Origin of the sequence: Chryseobacterium angstadtii, from assembly GCF_001045465.1 — a bacterium.
In the GTDB taxonomy this organism is placed as follows: Bacteria; Bacteroidota; Bacteroidia; order Flavobacteriales; family Weeksellaceae; genus Chryseobacterium; species Chryseobacterium angstadtii.
Window position 1 is genome coordinate 187,331 of sequence record NZ_LFND01000004.1, and the last position, 13,342, is coordinate 200,672.

11 protein-coding genes are annotated in these 13,342 nt (G+C 38.4%); 8 read left to right on the forward strand and 3 right to left on the reverse strand.

Going from position 1 to position 13,342, the window contains the following annotated elements; translation table 11 throughout:
- Position 1: 1 nt before the first annotated feature.
- A complete protein-coding gene (locus ACM46_RS14210; RefSeq protein ID WP_048507338.1) occupies positions 2 to 1,126 on the reverse strand; it encodes a DegT/DnrJ/EryC1/StrS family aminotransferase in 1,125 nt (374 codons plus the stop codon).
- A gap of 86 nt (positions 1,127 to 1,212) precedes the next feature.
- Here ACM46_RS14210 and ACM46_RS14215 point away from each other — a divergent pair, with 86 nt between their 5' ends.
- Complete coding sequence (locus ACM46_RS14215; RefSeq protein WP_048507339.1) at positions 1,213 to 2,817, forward strand: S8 family peptidase; 1,605 nt, start codon at positions 1,213 to 1,215, stop codon at positions 2,815 to 2,817.
- A 290-nt stretch (positions 2,818 to 3,107) separates the two neighbouring features.
- Here ACM46_RS14215 and ACM46_RS14220 read toward each other — a convergent pair whose 3' ends face one another.
- Complete coding sequence (locus tag ACM46_RS14220; RefSeq protein ID WP_048507340.1) at positions 3,108 to 5,642, reverse strand: phosphoenolpyruvate carboxylase; 2,535 nt, start codon at positions 5,640 to 5,642, stop codon at positions 3,108 to 3,110.
- A gap of 264 nt (positions 5,643 to 5,906) precedes the next feature.
- Here ACM46_RS14220 and ACM46_RS14225 point away from each other — a divergent pair, with 264 nt between their 5' ends.
- From ACM46_RS14225 to ACM46_RS14255, 7 genes are all read left to right on the forward strand, one after another.
- Positions 5,907 to 6,311: a putative periplasmic lipoprotein gene (locus ACM46_RS14225; protein ID WP_131707596.1), complete on the forward strand. Its 405-nt coding sequence runs from the start codon at positions 5,907 to 5,909 to the stop codon at positions 6,309 to 6,311.
- Between the two features lie 314 nt (positions 6,312 to 6,625).
- A complete protein-coding gene (locus tag ACM46_RS14230) occupies positions 6,626 to 8,101 on the forward strand; it encodes a serine hydrolase (protein WP_048507342.1) in 1,476 nt (491 codons plus the stop codon).
- A 43-nt stretch (positions 8,102 to 8,144) separates the two neighbouring features.
- Entirely contained in the window at positions 8,145 to 8,768 is a 624-nt protein-coding gene (locus tag ACM46_RS14235; RefSeq protein WP_048507343.1) for a hypothetical protein, read from the forward strand.
- A gap of 233 nt (positions 8,769 to 9,001) precedes the next feature.
- Positions 9,002 to 10,165 (forward strand): iron-containing alcohol dehydrogenase, encoded by a 1,164-nt coding sequence (locus tag ACM46_RS14240; RefSeq protein ID WP_048507344.1) that lies wholly within the window; start codon positions 9,002 to 9,004, stop codon positions 10,163 to 10,165.
- A 445-nt stretch (positions 10,166 to 10,610) separates the two neighbouring features.
- Complete coding sequence (locus ACM46_RS14245) at positions 10,611 to 11,072, forward strand: lipocalin-like domain-containing protein (protein WP_048507345.1); 462 nt, start codon at positions 10,611 to 10,613, stop codon at positions 11,070 to 11,072.
- A gap of 66 nt (positions 11,073 to 11,138) precedes the next feature.
- Positions 11,139 to 11,795, forward strand: coding sequence for a GDSL-type esterase/lipase family protein (locus ACM46_RS14250; protein WP_048507346.1), 657 nt, complete (start codon positions 11,139 to 11,141; stop codon positions 11,793 to 11,795).
- A gap of 175 nt (positions 11,796 to 11,970) precedes the next feature.
- Positions 11,971 to 12,414: a lipocalin family protein gene (locus ACM46_RS14255; protein ID WP_048507347.1), complete on the forward strand. Its 444-nt coding sequence runs from the start codon at positions 11,971 to 11,973 to the stop codon at positions 12,412 to 12,414.
- A gap of 31 nt (positions 12,415 to 12,445) precedes the next feature.
- Here ACM46_RS14255 and ACM46_RS14260 read toward each other — a convergent pair whose 3' ends face one another.
- Positions 12,446 to 13,294, reverse strand: coding sequence for a DUF5829 family protein (locus ACM46_RS14260; protein WP_048507348.1), 849 nt, complete (start codon positions 13,292 to 13,294; stop codon positions 12,446 to 12,448).
- Positions 13,295 to 13,342: the final 48 nt, after the last annotated feature.

Genomic DNA, 13,342 nt, shown 5'->3' on the forward strand with positions numbered 1-13,342 from the left:
CCTACTTCATAAACTCAAGCACCGCATCCGTAATATACTTTAGCTGCTCTTCGTCTAATTCAGTATGCATCGGCAGGGAAATTACCTGATCAAGAAGCTTGTCTGTATTCACAAAATCTGCATCATTGCTTTCCTGATAATATGCTTTCTGCTTTCTCAGTGCTACAGGATAGTAAATCATTGCAGGAATGTCTTTTTCTGTAAGGAACTTCTGAAGCTCATTACGCTTTCCGTTCAGAATTCTCAGCGTATACTGGTGGAATACGTGGGTAGAATTTTCTGATCTTTTCGGGGTAAGGATATCTGCAACTCCTGCAAAAGCTTCATCATAATAATCTGCAGCTTTTCTTCTTGCTTCGTTGTAAGAATCCAGGTGAGGAAGCTTTTTTCTTAAAACTGCCGCTTGAATGCTGTCCAGTCTTGAATTCACTCCTACCTCATCATGGTAATATCTCTCATACATTCCGTGGTTCACAATTCCTCTTAAACGGTGCGCTAGCTCATCATTGTTAGTGGTGATTGCACCTCCGTCGCCATAGCAGCCTAAGTTTTTAGAAGGGAAAAATGAAGTAGTTCCCACAGTCGCCATTGTTCCGGCAAATTTCTGCGTTCCGTCTGAGAATGTATACTCTGAACCTATGGCCTGAGCATTGTCTTCAATCACAAACAGATTGTGCTCTTCTGCAATTTTAAGGATTTCCTCCATATTGGCACACTGTCCGAAAATGTGTACAGGAATGATCGCCTTGGTTCTTGGCGTAATCGCTTTTTTAATTTCTTCCGTAGAGATTGTGAATGTATCGTAATCTACATCTACCAGCACTGATTTCAGTTTAAGTAAATGAATAACTTCTACTGTAGCGGCAAAAGTAAAATCGGCCGTAATCACTTCGTCACCTTCTTTCAGGTCTAAAGCCATCAGCGCGATCTGTAAAGCATCCGTTCCGTTGGCACACGGGATCACATGCTTTACATCTAAATAAGATTCCAATTCATTCTGGAAAGACTTTACTTCAGGGCCGTTGATAAAAGCCGCAGAATCCATTACATTCAAAACTGCATTGTCTACATCATTCTTTATTTTGTAATACTGACTTTGCAAGTCAACCATCTGAATTTTTTTCATAAATAAATATTTGTGTAAAAATAAGGAATTTAAAATCCTATCAAAAATTTTATTGATTTTGTTTTATCTTTATAGAAAATAACTTTATGAAAAAACTTTTACTCTTTTGTTTTTTAGCGAGTTACTCTGCCATCAATGCACAGACACAGCTGGTTTTTGTATATTTTACGGACAAACCGAACAAAGCTGCTTTTTATGCCAATCCGCAGTCTGAATTATCCCAAAAATCCATTAACAGAAGGACTTCGCTGGGTATTTCATTGAATGATCAGGACGCTCCCATCGAACAGTCTTATATTCAGAATCTCCAAAATCTTGGTTTTACCGTTACCGATTATTCCAAATGGCTGAACGGAGCTGCTGTAAATGCAACTCCTGCACAGATAAACACTTTGCAGGCACAACCTTATGTATCTTCTGTGGAAAGTTTCGCAAAAAATACGGCTACCGTTCCCAAAACAGCTCATCAGGACAAATTGAATTCTTCTTCAGAAAGCCAAAAGACGCTAACTGTATTCGATTATGGTTCAGGTTCTGCTCAGATCGATCAGATTAATCTAAGGCCGCTTCACCTGGCAGGATTTACAGGAACCGGAATTTCCATTGCTGTTATAGATGCCGGATTTCCCAATGTAGATACAGGTTCTGCCTTTCAAAGAATGCGCAACAATAACCAAATCAAAGCCGTTTATGATTTTGTAACCAAAACAAACAATGTATACAGTACATCGATTAGCAATCACGGATCTGCCGTTCTGGGAGCCATTGGAGGCTACATCGAGGATACTTTTGTAGGCTCCGCCCCTGATGCTGATTTCTATCTCTACCGAAGCGAAAATGCCGTGGGCGAGATTCCGGAAGAGGAACTATACTGGATAGAAGCCGCTGAAGAGGCAGACAGAAAAGGGGTAGATATCATCACAGCTTCTCTTGGCTACAATACTTTTGACGACACTCGGTACAATTATACTTATGCCAATATGAACGGAACCACTTCCTTCATTGCAAGGGCCGCCGAAATAGCCACCAATAAAGGCATTTTCGTTCTCGCTGCCGCAGGAAACGCAGGATTGCAAACCTGGCACTACCTGACAACCCCAGCTGATAATGCCAAAGTATTTACGATAGGCTCGGTAGACTCCACAGGAAATTCTTCAGGCTTTTCATCTTACGGACCTAATTCTGCAGGAGCGATAAAACCGGATGCCAGCGCAAGAGGAACAGCCTCCGCCACAACAACCAACAACACAGTAACTTCGGTAAACGGAACTTCCATCGCCACACCTATTGCTGCAGGTGGCGTCGCTTGTCTTATCCAGGCTTTTCCTACTATGAACAGAGAGCAGATGAGAACAAAACTAAGACAAAAAGCCTCGCTTTATCCTAATAATACGAGCCAAATGGGTTACGGTATCCTCAATTTCGGAAGCACTTACAATCAGGTACTCAATACTTCGGAGATCGTGAAAAAAGAAAAATTTGCCATCTTCCCGAATCCGGTTAAAAATATTTTAAATGTAGCTTCGGAGGGAGATATCTCATCTCTTGAGGTCTATGACAATTTAGGAAAACTGATCAGAAAAAATAACGGTCAGAAGTCTGTAAAAGTGGAAGATTTTCCAAAAGGAACTTATTATCTGAAAATTCAGATGAAGGACCAAGTTTTTTATGAAAAATTCTTAAAGGAATAATGTATTGAGATCCCGATGGTATTATATTTTATATCAATTTACATCAATAGGAACGGGCTTTAGCCCGTTTACTAATGAAAAACCGTGCAAATGGCTTCAGCCAAAATCTAAAATTATCCTACAAATTATTGTGACCATTGGTATTTAAATAAAAAAGCGCCTCTCGTGTGAGAGGCGTTTTTCTTATCCCTAAATCCTTGTCAAGGTTTTGAACCTTGACAAGGATAGTTTTGCTATTTTACTTTAGTCGTTCTTAATAACTTCCATCTTTCCGCTTCAAAACTCAGGCATTATGCCGAATTTCTACTCGCATTAATATTTCCAAATAACGATCTGGTAACCAGCTTTTCATAAGCCTCCTTATTCCCTTCTCCCTTCTGGATCTTCATCAATGCATACTGCTGAATACTTAACAGCGGAAGTACAATCTTCTCACGGATCTTCACCGATTTTCTGGACAGCGGATCTTCTTCCTGAAGCATTTTGAATCCGGTAAGCTCAAGCATAATATCTCTTGAAAGTTTATATTCATCAAAAAGCACATTCCAGAAAGCTCCGAATTTCGGGTTGTTTTTAATATAATAGGTCAGCGGAAAGTAAGATTTATTCATACTCATCATAGAATTCAGCACCAGTGTTTTGAAGAAATCCGAACCTTTGTACAGTTCTTTTACTTCCTCCATCCTGCCCTGTTCTTTCATCTGCTGCATTGCATATCCGAATCCGAAAAATCCGGGAACATTCTGCTTCAACTGTGACCACGATCCCACAAACGGAATCGCTCTAAGATCTTCAAATTTCAGTTCGCTTCCATTCCCTCTTTTGGACGGGCGGCTTCCGATATTGGTTTTGCCATAATATTCCAGCGTACTCATTTCCTGAAGATAAGGAACAAACATCGGGTGGGCTTTCAGATCTGAATATTTTTTATAACTGATCTCTGCCAGCTCAATAATCAGTTGCCTTTCTTTTTCCGTAAGGTCTTTTTTGGCATTTTTAAACACATCATTTTCCACTCCGGCGGTCAGAAGCTGTTCAAAATTGTATTTGGCCTGTTCTTTATTTCCGAAAATGCTGGTTATCGTTTGTCCCTGAATGGTTAACTCAATTTTATTGTTGGCGATTGTATTTCCCTGTGAAGCATAGAAGTCGTGGGTTTTTCCGCCTCCTCTAGCCGGAGGACCGCCTCTGCCGTCAAAAAATACTACTTTTATTCCATTCTGAACGGAAAGTTTAGTTAAGACCTCTTTAGCCTTATAAATTTCCCAGTTCGCTTTCAAATATCCACCGTCTTTTGTTCCGTCTGAAAAACCGAGCATGATCGTCTGCTGATTTCCTCTTCTCTCAAGATGCTTTTTGTACACAGGGTTCTGATAAAGCTCGTTCATTACATGTTCAGCATTCGCAAGCCCCTCCATAGTTTCAAAAAGGGGAACAATATCCATCTTAATTTCTTCATCCTGATAACCGCAGATTTTGAAAAATGCATAGACATTCATAACATCTTTTACGGCATCGGAATTAGAAATAATATAGCGGTTCATTCCTCTTTGCCCGTTCAAGTTCTGGATTTCAGCAACCTGAGAAACCGTTAATAAAGTATCTTTTACAATATCCTCAAACTGATCTGCATCAACTTTTTTATTAAGCTGAATCAGAGTATTGAATTTTTCCTCTTCCGAAGCTTCCTTATCCGTTCCTATTTTAGCAAAAACCTCATCAATCACTTTCTGATGAATCCTGCTGTCCTGACGAACATCCAATGTGGCAAAGTGGGTTCCGAAAATCTTCACACGATCTCTGAAATTCGCCAGAAGATCCAGAAACAGGGAATTGTGCTCATTCACCAGAATTTTTTCCGCTTCATCTGCTTTTTTCAGAATATCTTCTGCTGTAATTAGTTTTCCGTTAAATATCGCTCCGTACAGCTCATCGCTCAGCTGTGTCAAAACTTCAGAAACTCCTCGGAAACTTAGTCTTCTTCTGATGAATTTCAAATGGCTGTAATAAGACTTCAGGATGGCTGAACGAAGCTCTTCTGCTACTCTTTTTGTAACATCAGCGGTCACAAACGGGTTTCCATCGCGGTCTCCGCCCGGCCAGAAGCCCAGCTGAATAATATCTTCATGGAGATGGAAATGACCGTTTCCAAAAGTCTTTTTAATTTTGGTAAACAGTTCTCCTATGGTGTCGTAATAAACATATCTTAGATAAGAAATAATACTCAATGCCTCATCAATCGGCGTTGGCTTTTCTTTGTTGACAAAAGGCGTTTTCCCTAGCTGCTGCAGAAGCATATCTATCTGTGTAACGGAATCGCTTGTAATAGCTCCTCTCAAATCCTGAATAATTCTCTGTACCGAACTTGGATAAAACTGAGTCGGGTGTGCTGTAAATACAACTTTTACCGTAAAATCCTTCAGTTTTTCGCGGACTTTTTCAAGTTTATGATCCTGTAATGAACGTTCAAAAAGATTCGTTACCGTTCCACTGTCGCTTTCCGAATGCAGATTGGGAAATGCAGCATCTTCAATACTGTCAAACAGAACCACCTGTCTTTCGATGTACTGAATGATTTTGAAAAGCAGCTCAAGTTTCTGCTCCTCAGTTTGAAGATCTGTATGGTTTTTAAAAAACTCTTCTACAATTTCTTCAGGGGTTTTTCCATCCTCATAGCCATTTCGGCTTTCCTCGTACAGGAAGGGAAGAAGCATCCCGATATTGGTCATTTTATCATAAGGCAGGCTCATAAATAATGAATTGTAGATCTGGAATTTATTCTCCACGATCTGCCTGAATTTTTCTGCTCGTTGGTCGTGTATCATATAACAAATGTAATGGATTTTGGTTTTAAATGAATTGACAAATGACAAAAAAACTATGTCACAGAAAAAATTATTTTACTATTTTTTTTAACCATTTATCTTTAAAACACAAGCTAATATAGATGGTTTCGATAATATGGATGATCAGCTGGCACAGGCTTTAAAAATATTCAGAGCCCGTTACAACAATTCCGGTTTATAATAATTTTGAATACAACAGTTTATTGATTAAATTTACTTATCACAAAACTTAATCAATATCCTATGAAACAAATATTTATCTTCTTTTTAATGGCTTTTCTTTTCACAGGCTGCGGTGAAGATTGCTATAATGCTCCTCAAACGATAGCTTTTAAATTCGTTGACCCTGATGATAAAAATCTAATCACCAACGGAACGATGAGTGTTTACTCGGTCAAGGATGAAAATCAGGTTGGGGTACAATTAACCAGAACATCCGACGATATGATCATCTTAGAAAATGTAGGTGCTTATAATGGTACAAAAAATTATGTTTTCTCTTCTAATGTCAGAGGTTTTGATTTTTCAATACATTCATCAGAATTTAAAGGAGGCTGTGATGGTTTTCAGATCAATAAAATAACATTCACCGGTGTAGGTATTGATGTAACGGATGAAAAGGGATATTATAAAATTATACTGCAGTAGTTGAGATTTGATATTAACAAGATGTCAGATATCAGACAGTGGTGGCTTCGAGAGCCTCTACCAGATAGCGCCCCTTTATGATACAAAATATCAGATGTCAGACACTGAATCATTAACTCTACAGTGTACAGCCAGCAACCGACAACCTCTTCCAACCTCATTTACCCTAAAACCCTCTCACGCTCAAACTCTCTCTCCCGAAACCCGAAACTAAATAACTCATCACTCTTTCAAACATTCAATTAAAATAAGAAAAAACGATATAAACCATGTAATAAAAAGCTATCTTACAATGTCTTATATCAAATGTTCTTATGAAAACTTTATTGAATTCTTTTCTACTCACTATTGCTGTTATCTTCCCTAAGGATTATACTGCACAAAAGCGTTCTGACAGCATTGATACTTTTATCAGACATAAAATGCAGGAACTGAAGATTCCTGGGCTTCAATTAGCAATCATCAGAAATGACAAAATTGATCAACTCAGCAGCTATGGACTGGCTAATATTGAACATCAGGCTGCAACAAAGAACAATAGCGTGTTTTCGATCAACTCAATGACAAAAGCATTCGTTGGTGTTGCCATCATGCAGTTGCAGGAACAGCGAAAACTAAAGACAGATGACGTGATTTCCAAATACCTCACCGATATTCCTGAAAACTGGAAAAAAATAACCATTAAACAGCTTTTAAGCAATACATCCGGCCTTCCGAATAATATTGATGAAAAAGAACAGGTGTTGGGAGAAGGTATAGAAAGTAAGAACTGGGAAATAGTTAAAACACTTCCTATCGAATTTACACCCGGTGAAAAATTCAGCTATAACCAAACCGGATATTATATTTTAGGAAAAATAATTACACAGTTAAGCGGAATTCATTTCACAAAATTTATTGAAGACAATCAATTCAAACCATGCCAACTGCTTGTGACCCGATTTGGAGATTCCAACGATATTATCGAGAATAATGCAGGTGCCTATTCCACAATTATCAATAACGATGGCCAATGGATTAATGATGGAAAACTTCACAATGCTTTTGCCACTTTCCCACTCTTTTTCCGAACCGCTACGGGAATTCTATCCTCAGCCGAAGATTTAAGCAAATGGCTTCTAGCTTTACAGACCGGGAAACTGCTTCAGGATGAAAAAAGCATCAAAGAGCTCTTCACGACCGTAAAGCTCAATAACGGCAATATAGGCGGTTTCAATAAACTCACCAATGGTTACGCCTTAGGATGGCCTACTGTTGTAAGACCTGAACATCCTGCCGCTGCTCCGGTGGGAGGTATGCGTTCTGCCTTGTTTGTCTATCCTCAGGATCATCTATCCATTATTGTTTTAACCAACCTGCAGGGAGCAAATCCAGAATGGTTCATTGATGAAATTGCGGGATACCACATTCCTGATATGAAAGCTGAAAATGGTTTTGGACTCAGCCCTTACATGAAAATGCTGTATTTACAAACGAAAGCAGAAGGTTATCAAAATGTAGGTGCAATTTATCAGAAAATCAAAAAGCAGATCAAAAATTTCACGGTATCTGAGGATGAGATCAATTCATGGGGCTATCAGCTGGTGGGTCGTAATCTCAAAAATGAAGCACTGGCTGTTTTTCAATTGAATACGGTATTATTTCCCAACAGCTCTAATGTTTTTGACAGCTATGGTGAAATATTAGATATGCTGGGAAGAAAGGAAGAAGCCGTTGCTAATTACAAGAAATCTTTGAAACTCAACCCCAACAATACCAATGCGGCTAATTATTTAAAGGATAAAAAATAAGTCTTCATTCATTTTCGTAAATTTGCCGGAAAGCACCTTCTTTATGAAAATCTTCTTCACCGTTTTCCTGATCCTGTCCAATCTGTCTTTTGCGCAGATTACGGTTCCTGATGATTACAGGAAGATTCCGGAAATCCTTGACAATACTGAACTCCTCTACCCTTTCATTGTTCCGGATAAGGATTACGGCTACTGGAGAGTGCTTACCAATGACCCCGATCCTGAAAAGGCTGTGATCTACGAAAGCCAGATGCCGGATTTTATGACCATTAATGAGCCTCTTCCCGAAAAAGGTTTTTTCCAGAAATGTATGGGTAACCGATGTTTTTCCTATATTCTGGCCTGTAAAAAAGAAAGATCAGTCTATTTTTCCAGTGAAAAACAGCTGAGAGATTTCATAGGTACGGTTGATAATCTTCCTGAAGCCATTTTAATAGCCCAGACCTATGGGTTTTCCGTAGACACAACCAATAAACTGGGCAGTTCTTATACAATTGAAGACAGCTTTATTGAACTCTATCTTTCAAAATCAAAAGGCTGTCCGGAGATTAAAGAATCTTATTTCATTAAAATCAACAGAAAAAACGGTAGACTGGAATCAAAAAACAAGGGTGTTTATTTTAAAGGTGAGAATTGCAGTACTTCCATTCAGACTGCTTCCAAATAGACGCTAAAGGCTAGTTGCTAGTTGATGGTTGTATACTGTAGAGTTAATGATTCAGTGTCTGACATCTGATATCTTACCTCTTGATTCTTGTCTCTTGGTTCTTGATTCTTGATTCTTGATTCTTGCCCCTCCCTAAATTGGTATTATAAAACACAATGATAGGAATTTTAAAATTTCATTAACTCAGTTTTCATATTGCTTTACGTACATTTGAACTAAATAAATTTAGAACAATGCTTAATTTCGAATTTAAAAACCCAACAAAAATACTTTTCGGAAAAGGTGAAATCGCCAAAATTTCTAAGGAAGTTCCGAAAGATGCTAAAATATTAATGATTTACGGAGGAGGAAGCATCAAGAGCAATGGTGTTTACGATCAGGTGAAAGAAGCTTTAAAAGATCACGATCTGTACGAATTCGGAGGTGTTCCTGCAAACCCGGAGTATGAAGTACTGATCAAGGCTTTAGATTTTATCAAAGAAAACAATATTAATTATCTGCTTGCCGTAGGAGGAGGATCTGTCATTGACGGTACAAAATTTCTTTCCGCAGCAGCCAACTATAATGGCGAACCGTGGGATATCCTTAGAAACTCCGTAAGAACATTTGAAGGAGAAGGAATGCCATTCGGAAGTATTCTGACGCTTCCTGCAACAGGTTCGGAAATGAATTCCGGCTATGTAATCTCGAGAAGAGAAACCAATGAGAAACTGTCTTCGGGAGGACCTGGGCTTTTCCCACAATTTTCAGTACTGGATCCGGAAGTAATCCGTACCATTCCTAAAAACCAGATCGTAAACGGAATCACTGATGCCTACACACATGTTCTGGAACAGTATATGACGGCACCTTCTTCAGCCGATCTTCAGGAAAGAATTGCAGAGAGTATCCTGATCAGTCTTCAGGAGACCGCACCTAAAGTACTTACTGATGATTTTAATTATGATGCTGCCGGCAATTTTATGTGGTGCTGTACCATGGCTCTGAACGGCCTTATCCAAAAAGGAGTGATCACAGACTGGGCTGTACATGCAATGGGACATGAGCTTACCGCTTATTTCGGAATTGATCATGCGAGAACTTTAGCCGTAATTGCCCCTTCCCACTATCGTTATAATTTTGAGACAAAGAAAGGTAAACTGGCCCAATATGCTGAAAGAGTCTGGGGAATCAAAGAAGGAAGCATAGACGAAAAAGCAGAATTGGGTATCAAAAAAATGGAGGAATTCTTCCACAGCCTGGATATTAAAACCAAACTTTCTGAATATACAGAAGACTGTAAAGGTACTGCTGAAAGAGTGGAAAAAGCTTTTACAGACAGAAAATGGTCCGGTCTGGGTGAGTACAAAAAACTTACACCTCAGGATGCTTATAAGATTGTGGAGATGAGTTATTAGGGGTGCGGGGTCTTGAGTTTCGGGATTCGGGGTGAGAGCGTTTGAGTGTGAGAGCGTGAGAGGGTTTTAGGGTAAATGGAGGTCGGTAGCTTGTGGCTTCGAGAACCTCAGCCACCGCCAGTGATTTTTGACACCTGACATCTGGCATCTCATATCATAAAGGATTACCATCTGGTGGCTGAGGTTCTCGAAGCCACCATTATCTGACATCTTGGCTCTTGCATCTAAAAACATAAAATTCACTATTCGCTTGCGAAGCAAAATTGACAATTGCCCTATCTACTGCAACCTACTATCCACCACCTGCAACCTATAAAAACCTTCCACTTTCCTGGCTTCATAATATAAAATCCTGTTATTTATAAACATTCGTTTAAAAAAGCATGATTTCATTATAGATATATCAAATTTATTTATATTTTAGCATATTCTTAAATTTGTGAAAATGAAAAAACAGCTACTTTTATTTGCCTTTTCTGCTCTGGCACTCACTTCCTGTAAAGATGACAATATCGAAGCTTATGAATTAGAGATGATGAGCGGAGACTGGAAGGTAAGCAAAATAGAAACTATTTCCGGAAAGGACAATAAAACAGTGCTTTTAACAGAAACTCCTACTGTCTGTCAAGCCAAAAATACACTGCATTTCAGAAGTGATTATTATACGAGTTACACGTATTATACTGAAACAGGTCTTCAATGCAATATGACTGGAAAAACGGAAGGGAAGTTTACCTATTCAGAAGAATCTAAGCTGCTAAACATTAAAAATGATAATGACAGCCAAAGATCGTACCGTGTAGAAGTTCTGACAAGTCAGGATCTGAAACTGGCACAGCTGTTTGGAGCCTACGATTATAACAACGACGGCACAGACGATCTCATCTATATTACTTATAAAAGATAAACAAAGACTCTCGATTTTATCGGGAGTTTTTTATTACTTTTATCCTACATTTAAAATTTGATTATAATGAAGAAGATTCTCTCAGCATTTCTGTTGCTGTATTTTACCCTTTCCTTTTCTCAGGAAAAAAAGCCGATGTTCTGGCAGGACATTCAGAATTTCAAAAAAGCAGATCAGCAAAATCCACCTCCTAAAGATGCTATCCTCCTGATTGGAAGTTCCTCTTTCACAAAATGGACAGATGTTGCAAGCTATTTCCCAGATAAAACCATTATCAACCGAGGCTTCGGAGGTTCCCGAATGACAGATCTCAATGATTTTGCAGATGATCTTTTAAGCCCTTATCAGCCAAAACAGATTATTATTTACTGCGGCGATAATGATTTTGCCGACAACCATGATCTGAAAGCAAAAGTGGTTGTGAACAGGTTTAAGACTTTTTATAAAAAAATCCGTGAAAAATTTCCGAATATTGAAGTAGATTTTATCTCTATAAAGTTTTCCCCGAGCCGCGAGATTCTGTGGCCTCAAATGAAAGAAACCAATAAGAAAATTGCTGCTTTCATGAAAAAAGAACCTCATGCCGAGTTTATTGATATTACAAAAGCCATGGAAGATTCCAACGGAAATGTGAGAAGAGATCTCTTCGTGGAAGATATGCTCCACCTGACTCCGGGAGGCTATGAAGTCTGGGCAAAGGTTATGAATCCGTATATGAAATAACTAAAGTAAAACTCCGAAAACCGGAGTTTTTTTATTTTTAAGAAGTACAGCCATCAATAGAAATGAGGCTAAATAGTTGTGGTCCAAAATACAAATAGAGATTTTTAAGTTAAATTATTAATTATATCGTATTTTTTTCAATTTCTTTGTAATACCGAACCAAACTATAAATGATATGAAAAAGCTTAAATTAACCGCCTATCTGTCGGTTATTATCCTGGTTATTTCATGCCGAAATAATGATCAGGCAGATTCTCCGCTTCTGGGAACGTGGAAGGCCGCAAAAACAATGACTGTTTCCGGAAACAACGGGGTCATTTTACTCCAGAATTCTTTAACAGGCTGTGAATCGAACACAACTTATCAGTTTTGGTCTAATGGTGATTTCGAATACAATCAATACTGTAGTTCGCCTTCTGTACGTGAAACGGGCACGTTCAGTTATGGTGAAAGTACTAAAGTCATTACTTTCTATATTACCTCCGGTGGCGGTAATCAACAAGGTTCGGAGACTTTATATGCCCTTACTGAAAGTGAAATGCAAATCATTACCGGTAAAACAGATTATGATAATGATGGGGTTCTGGACACCTCAATTATCATTTATATCAGGCAATAAGAGCTTCTTTAGCTTAGTTTTTCAGTAATGATTAATGTAGCTTTATTACAAGTTCTTTTCTTCTGTTTTCCAATTGGAGATTGCCTATTTTAAGGTTTTCTTTCAGTTCATGTCCGGTTTTCAATTGTAGTTCCCTGAGCACCGTTTTCTTTAATTCAGTTTGATTAAGCCTGATTTCAACGGAGTCTGTCTCAAAAGTTATAAAATTTTTACCGGAAACCTTTATTTTAACCCCGAAAGATCTCAGCTCTTCAGCAATCTTTTTGTAGTCATCAGGATTACAGTCCAGTACGATCCCTGAAAGGTCTTTGATTTCTTTATCTGCATTCATTTTCTTTTCCAAAAAATCTTCTCTGCGAAAAGAACTGTATTGGGTATGGTACAAATGAGTCAGAAATTCGGGATTGTAGAAAGCATACCAGGTAGCTGCGCTTCCTTTCAGATGGGTATAGTAGGCAGAATACCAAAGGATCTTTTCGTTTCCAAAATTCCACATTGATTCTGATCTTTCAAATTTCAGCCCTTTTTTCTTCAGTTTTTCGTTGATATTATCTGAAAACGGTGCATGAACATCCCAGGAAAAGCCTATTCCCACGGCTCCCGTTTTCTCACCAAATTTATTATCAGGGCCCATTATTTCAAGATAGGTAGACTTTCCCCGTAAATAAACTGTTGTAGTTTTTTCATCTACAGGATCAAAGCCTGGCAGCCCTTTGTCCAGATTAGCCCAGTTAGCAAGCTGCTTATTTGTTTTGATGCTTTCAAAATCGGCCGAATCCAAAACAAAATAGATATGATTTAATTTCAAACCCTCATCCTGTCCAAAAGCTTTAAAACCAGACATCAGGAGAAAAATAAAGAAAAAAAGATTCCTGATCATTTTAGATTATTTTGGTATTAAATCTAATAAAAAAATCCCTTACCGGGA

Bases quoted from the DNA above. Each gene is read 5' to 3' on its own strand.
- ACM46_RS14245 (WP_048507345.1), top strand. From the start codon at position 10,611: ATGAAAAAACAGCTACTTTTATTTGCCTTTTCTGCTCTGGCACTCACT.
- ACM46_RS14260 (WP_048507348.1), bottom strand. From the start codon at position 13,294: ATGATCAGGAATCTTTTTTTCTTTATTTTTCTCCTGATGTCTGGTTTT.
- ACM46_RS14220 (WP_048507340.1), bottom strand. From the start codon at position 5,642: ATGATACACGACCAACGAGCAGAAAAATTCAGGCAGATCGTGGAGAAT.
- ACM46_RS14230 (WP_048507342.1), top strand. From the start codon at position 6,626: ATGAAAACTTTATTGAATTCTTTTCTACTCACTATTGCTGTTATCTTC.
- ACM46_RS14225 (WP_131707596.1), top strand. From the start codon at position 5,907: ATGAAACAAATATTTATCTTCTTTTTAATGGCTTTTCTTTTCACAGGC.
- ACM46_RS14240 (WP_048507344.1), top strand. From the start codon at position 9,002: ATGCTTAATTTCGAATTTAAAAACCCAACAAAAATACTTTTCGGAAAA.
- ACM46_RS14210 (WP_048507338.1), bottom strand. From the start codon at position 1,126: ATGAAAAAAATTCAGATGGTTGACTTGCAAAGTCAGTATTACAAAATA.
- ACM46_RS14250 (WP_048507346.1), top strand. From the start codon at position 11,139: ATGAAGAAGATTCTCTCAGCATTTCTGTTGCTGTATTTTACCCTTTCC.
- ACM46_RS14215 (WP_048507339.1), top strand. From the start codon at position 1,213: ATGAAAAAACTTTTACTCTTTTGTTTTTTAGCGAGTTACTCTGCCATC.
- ACM46_RS14235 (WP_048507343.1), top strand. From the start codon at position 8,145: ATGAAAATCTTCTTCACCGTTTTCCTGATCCTGTCCAATCTGTCTTTT.
- ACM46_RS14255 (WP_048507347.1), top strand. From the start codon at position 11,971: ATGAAAAAGCTTAAATTAACCGCCTATCTGTCGGTTATTATCCTGGTT.